At 68.8% G+C, this 7,174-nt stretch carries 4 protein-coding genes; 1 reads left to right on the top strand and 3 read right to left on the bottom strand.

Translation table 11 applies throughout. The annotated features are described in order from the left end of the window. Positions 1-60 precede the first annotated feature (60 nt). Genes FF096_RS19705 through FF096_RS19695 form a run of 3 tightly spaced genes read right to left on the bottom strand, consistent with a single transcriptional unit; the run spans position 61 to position 4,582 of the window. A complete protein-coding gene (locus tag FF096_RS19705; RefSeq protein WP_155220593.1) occupies positions 61-477 on the bottom strand; it encodes a hypothetical protein in 417 nt (138 codons plus the stop codon). Further along, positions 474-2,465, bottom strand: a complete 1,992-nt coding sequence (locus FF096_RS19700) for a class I SAM-dependent DNA methyltransferase (protein ID WP_155220591.1) — start codon at positions 2,463-2,465, stop codon at positions 474-476. Before FF096_RS19700 ends, FF096_RS19705 begins: the two co-directional genes overlap by 4 nt. Further along, positions 2,462-4,582 carry an N-6 DNA methylase gene (locus tag FF096_RS19695; protein ID WP_155220589.1) on the bottom strand — a complete coding sequence of 707 codons (2,121 nt, stop codon included), beginning with the start codon at positions 4,580-4,582 and terminating at the stop codon, positions 2,462-2,464. Before FF096_RS19695 ends, FF096_RS19700 begins: the two co-directional genes overlap by 4 nt. Before the next feature lie 127 nt (positions 4,583-4,709). Here FF096_RS19695 and FF096_RS19690 point away from each other — a divergent pair, with 127 nt between their 5' ends. Beyond that, complete coding sequence (locus FF096_RS19690; protein ID WP_196222589.1) at positions 4,710-7,166, top strand: AAA family ATPase; 2,457 nt, start codon at positions 4,710-4,712, stop codon at positions 7,164-7,166. Positions 7,167-7,174: the final 8 nt, after the last annotated feature.

Raw genomic sequence — 7,174 nt, 5'->3', positions numbered from 1 at the left:
CGCGAAACCCAACCCCAAACCGAGAAGATCAACTGCCCAGATCACGGCCTTGATCAACAGCTAGCGAAAGACCGAGGCTAGTGACGCGAAGAGTCCCGAGCCGAAAGCCGACTGAGCCCACCAGCCGAGGAACCGCCCGTCCATCATCTCGCTACGGGGTCGCATGCGCAGGAGAGTGTTCTGGAAACACACCATCTCATCGATCTCGCCCTGCCAGACTGCGGAGGCTCCGACTGAGGAGAGGCTTCCGCTGCCCTCGGTTACGAGGACATCGCCTGGGCGTAGCCCAAAGATCCGCTGCTCGTCGGGGGTGAAGTTCATCGACTTCACATCACTTAGATCGAGCGTTCCATCCTTGACGTTGGCTGCCCGAAGGTATTTGACCATGAACGGGCCTTCGGCGTGCTGGGGTGAACGCTGTCGGCCGAGCGTGACCTCCGCAACGGACCTTAATGCAACGTTCTCTTGCCACGTCACTTGGTTACCTCGCCCAGCAGGGCCTGGATCTCGGCTTCGAGGGCTTTGAGTTCGGCGTCGATTTCGGCGAGGGGCCTTGGGGGCTTGTAGACGTAGAAGTGGCGGGTGAAGGGGATCTCGTACCCGATCTTGGTCTTGGTGTGGTCGATCCAGGCGTCGGGGACGTGGGGGAGGACCTCGCGGCGTAGGTATTCTTCTACGTCCTCGTTCAGCGGCACATTCTCGTAGTCGCGCAGTTCCGGGTCCGGCTCGGGGTCACCCTTGACGAGTTGCACCTCGCCGTCGGGGTCGCGGACGCCGACGAGTTCGCGCAGGGCCTTCTGGAAGGGGGCGCCGGTCGGCCAGAGGACGCCGCCTTCGGCCATCGCCGAGCGGATCGCGTCCCAGGCGGCCCGCTTGGTCTGCCACGAGCGGCCGACCAGCGGCTTCAAGGCGGCCTCGAACAGGTCGACGTCGACCACCCTGGCGATCGGCTTGGTGTCGCGTACCCGGGTCAGGGTTTCGTCGGTGACCTCGAAGCGGAGCTTGAGCGGGCGTTCCACGGTGACCCGCCGGTAGCCGAAGTCCTCGTTGGCGAAGACCTTCACCTTCTGGTGTTGCGGGTGCTCGGGGTCGGCGGCGGCGTGCAGCGCCTCGCCGTACAGTCGGGTGATCTCCTTGATCTGCTCGGCGGTGAGGTACTTGCGCTTGTCGCCGAGGGACTTGCGCATCTTGGCGAACTGGTCCCGGGCGTCCAGCAGGATCACCTTGCCGGCGTGGTCGGGCAGCTTGCGGTTGGTGAGGATCCAGAAGTACGTGGAGATGCCGGTGTTGTAGAAGAGCTGGTCGGGCAGGGCGACGATGCCTTCCAGCCAGTCGTTTTCCAGGATCCACTGGCGGATGCGGGACTCACCGGACTCGGCGGCCCCGGTGAACAGCGGCGAGCCGTTGAAGACGATCGCGACGCGGCTGCCGCCCTTGCCGTCGGCGGTCACCGGTTTCATTTTTGAAATCATGTGCTGGAGGAAGAGCAGCGAGCCGTCGTTGATCCGGGGCAGGCCCGCGCCGAAGCGTCCACTGTGGCCCAGACGCTCGTACTCGTCCTCGATGTCGTCCTTGACCTTCTTCCACTCCACGCCGAACGGCGGGTTGGCCAGCAGGTAGTCGAACGTGGCGGTCCGGTGGCCGTCGTCGCTGAACGAGTTGCCGAACTTGATGTTCTCCGGATCCTGGCCCTTGATCATCATGTCGGAGCGGCAGATCGCCCAGGACTCCGGGTTCAGCTCCTGCCCGAAGACCTGCACGGTGGCCGACGGGTTCAGCGCGGTGATGTGCTCCTCGGCGGCGCTGAGCATCCCGCCCGTGCCGCAGGCCGGATCCATCACGGTGCGCACCACACCCGGCACGCTCAACGCGTCGTCGTCCGGCGCGACCAGCAGGTTCACCATCAGCTCGATGACCTCGCGGGGGGTGAAGTGCTCACCGGCGGTCTCGTTGGAGACTTCGGCGAAACGCCGGATCAGCTCCTCGAAGACGTACCCCATCTGGTGGTTGGAGACCACCTCCGGCCGCAGGTCCAGGTCCGCGAAACGCCCGACCACCTGGTAGAGCAGGTTCGCGCCGTCGAGCCGGCGAATCTGCTGCGGGAACTCGTAGCGGTGCAGCACCTCCTGCGCGTTGTCGGAGAACGCCCCGATGTACGCCTGCAGGTGCTTCGCCGTCTGGCTCGGGTCGGCGGCGATCGACTTCAGCGTGTAGCCGCTGACGTTGTAGAAGCTGTGCCCGGCCGCGCGGCGCAGGAACCGGGTCACGTCGACGTCCTGGCCCCGAAATCGTTCGGATGTCTCGCGCACCTTGTCCCGGGTCGGCGCGAGGACACATTCGAGGCGGCGCAGCACCGTGAACGGCAGGATCACCTTGCCGTAGTCGGACTGCTTGTAGTCGCCGCGGAGCAGGTCGGCGACCGACCAGGCGTGGTTGGCCAGTTCGGTGTGCTTGCTGGTGCTCAACGGGTTCCTTCCGGTGGATCTGGGGGGAGGAGCGCACCGCCGGTGAGGCCGGCGGCCAACGTGCGGGCGGTCTCGTCGGCGAGCCGGTTCGCGATATCCGCCGCGACGCGCAGCGCGTGGAGCTGGCGGAACGCGTGACCGTAGCGCCGCTGCTCGGCCAAGGGAAGCAGCGGGATGCGCAGTCGGCGCGGGTCCACCCGGACCACGCTGGTGCCCGACGACGCGGCGTTCAGATTGTCCTCGGCGGCGAGGAAGCCGGCAAGGAACCACGGGTCGAGCCGCGTCGGGTCCGGACGCAGCAGATGCAGGTGCCGACCGAGCAGATGCCCGGCGTCGCGGGCATCGGCGACCCGGGCGGTGGCGACGCCCTCGTGCAGCATCTCCGGGAGGATGACGTCCCCGGCCCGAATGGTGACGTCCTCGTCGGAGGGATCCTCCTCGGCGACGCCGGAAGCCGGTCGGCGGGACACCACATCGCGGGCGGTGAGCGTACGAGGCGCGTCGCCGTGCCGCCCGGTCGGGCCCGAGCTGCGGATCGACGCCGGGGCGCGCAGCAGCGTCAACGCGTCGCCGCGCAGCAGGTCGGCGACACTGGCATGCCGCCAGGACAGGGGAGTGGCACCGGTCGGGGACCAGGTGTCGCCGCCGCCGAGGGCCACCAACCCGGTCGCCGCCCGCCGTAGCCGACTGCGCAGCTCGTACGCCAGGTCGGCGAGTTCGTCGGGCCTCGCGGGCACCGGAGCAGCGCGTACGTGGCGGGCGGGGGTGACGTCCACCGCCTCGTCGAGCAGGTCGATCACCGGCACCGCGCGGGCCGTTCCCGGGATCGGCTCGAAGGCGTCGGGGTGTCGGTCGAAGTCGCGCCATGCGCCGAGCACCGCAGCGCGGACCGCCGGCCAGTTCACCGTCGCCCGCCCACCCGGGCCGTCCTCGCTGGTGGCGACGGTGTCGGTGTCGAGCAGGAGCACCGTCGACGGCAAGGTCGCCTGCGGGTGGGGGCGTTCCAGCAGCCACAGGTGCAGACCGACGTGCAGCGGTGGGGCCACCCCGACGGGCAGGGCGACGACGGCTCGTAGCGCCCCCGCGCGGACCATCTCGGCCCTGACCCGCCTGCCGGACGGTCGAGCGGCGGCGTTCGGTGGCATGAGCAGAACCGCCCGGCCACCCGGGGCGAGGTGCGCCAGGCAGTGCTGCAACCACGCGAGTTCCGGTTCGCCCTTCGGCGGCAGGCCGAACAACCACCGAGGGTCGTACGTCAGCTCCTCGTGCCCCCAGTCGCGGTTGCCGTAGGGCGGGGCGCAGAGCGCGGCGTCGGCGACCAACGTCGGGAACGCGTCGTCGCGGATGCTGTCGCCGGCTCGTACCTGCGCCTTCGCTCCCTCGGCCGTGACGGCGAGCAGGGCAGCGGCCTGCCCGGCGATCAGGCGCGCGATGTCCTGCCCGAACAGTTCCCGAGCGCCGCGAGCAGCGGCGGCCAGCAGCAGGCTGCCGACCCCGCACCCCGGATCGAAGACACTGCCCGGGTACGGCTCGTCGGGGCCGGCGAGAAGATCGGCCATCAGGTCGGCCACCGGCTCCGGAGTGCGGTACGCACCGCTGGTCTTGCTGTCGCCGAGATCGCCCTCGGCGATCACGTCCAGGGCTCGTGCCGCTCCTTCCTCGGCGGCGCACCGCAACAGCGTGCGAATCAGCTCCGCATCACCGGGCCGGTAGGTGAGGTCGTCCGCGCCGGGGATGTCGGAAGCGTACGACCGGCTCGTCTGCCGCGCCCACGCGGACAGCTCGTCATCGGAGAGTCCGCCGACCTTCGTCAGCTCGCTGTCGGCAACGCGACTAGCCGCGACAACGAGCGTGAGCAGTCTGCTTCGGTGGGTCACATCGGCCCGGCTGGCGCGCAGCGCAGCGCGCAGCTCATCGGCGGGAGAGGCGGTCGGCAACTGCCCACGGGCGGCCAGCCAGGCGCGAACCGCTTCCAGGTCGTACGCCGGGCTCGTCTCCGTCCCACCCGACGGGGCGGGGAAGTCCGGGTGGCGCCGACGCCAGTTGCTCACCGTGGCGCGCGTGACCCCGGCCAGCCGGGAGATCTCGGCGGCGGTCACCTGGGCGGGCTGCGGCATGGGCGTCCTGTCGGTCGTGATGATGCCCGCCCACCCTACACGACCGCTATCCCGTTAAAGCGGTTTGACAGTGCTTTCACTCTGGTGTCTACTGGCGATGCTTTCACTGGGTCGAGAGGGGTACGACGTGACAGACAGCAAGACCGCCGTCATCGACCAGCGCATCAGCGACCACCTTGACCGTTCCGACCTGCCCGAGATCGCCAAGGACCTCATCGTCGGCGCCCTCTGCGGCGAGGATTACCTGACCGACGTACTCGGCGGAGCCGCATCGCCCCCACCCCGACCGTCCGTCGACGACACCGAAGCGCCCGAGCCGATCGGCACGTACCTCAAGGCGATCGAGGTCACCGGCTTCCGTGGCATCGGCCCTACCGCCACTCTCGACCTGGTCCCCGGACCAGGACTGACCATCGTCACCGGCCGTAACGGCTCCGGTAAGTCCAGCTTCGCCGAAGCCGCCGAGTTCGCCCTCACCGGTGAGAACAAGCGCTGGGCTGGCCGTAGCACCGTGTGGCGCAAGGACTGGCGAAACCTGCACGCCCCCGACACCCCGCGTATCCGCGTCCGCCTCGGTGTCGAAGGCCACCGCGACGGTGCCGTCGTGGAATGCAACTGGGCCAGCGACGCGAAGCTCACCGACGTCACCACCTTCCTCCAGATGACCGGGCAGCCTCGCCGATCCATCGCCGATCTCGGCTGGGACAAGCCCCTGCAGCTCTACCGGCCCTTCCTGTCGTACTCCGAACTCAGCGGACTCTTCGACAAGCCCAGCGAGCTGCACGACTCCCTGCAGAACATCCTCGGTCTCCGGCGCCTCGGAGAGATCGAAAACATGCTCAAGGCCGCCCGCCGGGAGACGGATCAGCAGCGCACGAGGGGCAAGGAAGCCCTCCCCGCTCTGCGGGCCGCGCTCGCGGAGCACCCCGACCAGCGGGCCCGCCTCGCCGAGCAGGCCCTCACCGCCCGGGCTGTCGACCTCGACCGACTCGAGGCCCTGACGACCAGCGACGACGCCGCCGACGACAAGAACGTCGTGCCGCTGCGCCAGCTCGATGTCCTGCGCCTGCCCAGCCGTGACGACGTGGCTGCCATGGTCGGCCAACTTCGCGTCGCGCTCCGCCAGATCGAGGACCTGGCCGGCACCCCGGCCGACGAGGCGAGGGCGCTGGCCGGACTGCTCCGCGATGCCCTGCGCCACCGCGCCAACCACCCCGACCAGCCCTGCCCGGTGTGCCAGGGGCGCATCCTGGACGAAGCCTGGACCCTGCAGGCGCAGGAGCAGCTACAACGACTTACTCAGCGTGCCGAGCAGCTAGAGAGCGCCCACGGTGCGGAGCGTGAACTCCGCCGCCTCCTGCGCGACCAGGTGCCCGTCCTGCCGCACGCGCTGAGCCTCGACCTCTCGGCCGAGCAGGTTCACACCGAAGACGCACGCATGGCCTGGCAGGGCTGGGACGACCTGCTCGCCGCCGGTGATGCTGCCAAGATCGTAGAGTCCGCCGTGGCCACCTTCGACGCCCTGCTCACCACCTTGAACGGGGTGCAGATCGCCGCCCGAAAGGCATTGGAGCGCCGCCGGCAGGTGTGGCAGCCGATCGCCGACCAGCTTCGTACCTGGATCGACACCGAACGCGCCAGCCGGCACGCCGCCACCATGCATGCCGCTCTGAAAAAGGCGGTCGCCGGGCTGCTGAAGATCGGAGAGCAGATCCGCCACGACGAGCTGGCACCGGTCGCAGCGGAAGCTACCGAGATCTGGAACATGCTCAGGCAGGACAGCAACGTCCAGCTTGGTGAGATCGCCCTCGCAGGGACCGGCCCAAGTCGCCGAGCCGACCTCGACGTGCAGGTCGACGGAATTCGCGCTGCCGCCCTGAGCGTCATGAGCCAGGGCGAACTGCACTCCCTCGCGCTGGCGCTGTTTCTCCCCCGGGCGACAAGACGCGAAAGCCCGTTCCGATTCCTCGTCATCGATGATCCGGTGCAGTCCATGGATCCGGCCAAGGTTTACGGCCTCGCGCAGCTCCTGACGGAGGTCGCGAAGCGCCGGCAGGTCATCGTCTTCACCCACGACGACCGGCTGCCTTCGGCCGTACGACACCTCCAGCTCGACGCCCGGATCCTGACCGTCAGCCGCAAGAACCGCTCCGAGATCTCGGTGACCGGTGCCCGCGACGGCGACCCGGGGCAGCGCTACCTCACCGATGCCCGGGCCATCCTCAGCGACCAGAAGATGGCTAGCAAGCTGAAGAACACCATCGTCTGCAACCTGATCCGCGACGCCCTGGAGTATGCCTGCCACGAGAGAATCCGCATCCGCGCCTTCCGCGCCGGCACCTCGATAGTCGATACCGAAGCCGCCATCAGCGAGACCGAGGGATTGCGTGCCACTCTGGCGCTGGCCCTGCTCGGGGACCGTCAGCGGATTGGGGAACTGCGCGACGCGTTGCGCAAGTTCGGTCCCGACGCCGACGAGATCGTCACCGAGGTGAACCGGGGCACCCACGGCGGTGCCACCGGCGACCTGCACGTCCTGATCGACAAGGCAGGACGTCTGGTGGAAAGGCTGGGGCGGCCGTGACCCCCGAA

Source organism: Micromonospora sp. CP22, from assembly GCF_009712475.1.
Classification (GTDB): Bacteria; Actinomycetota; Actinomycetes; order Mycobacteriales; family Micromonosporaceae; genus Micromonospora.
Note: the sequence above shows the minus strand (reverse complement) of the source record. Positions and strands in the feature narration are given on the sequence as shown.

What these genes read in the sequence shown, in the direction of transcription:
- FF096_RS19695 (WP_155220589.1), bottom strand. Translation starts at nt 4,582, where the DNA reads ATGCCGCAGCCCGCCCAGGTGACCGCCGCCGAGATCTCCCGGCTGGCC.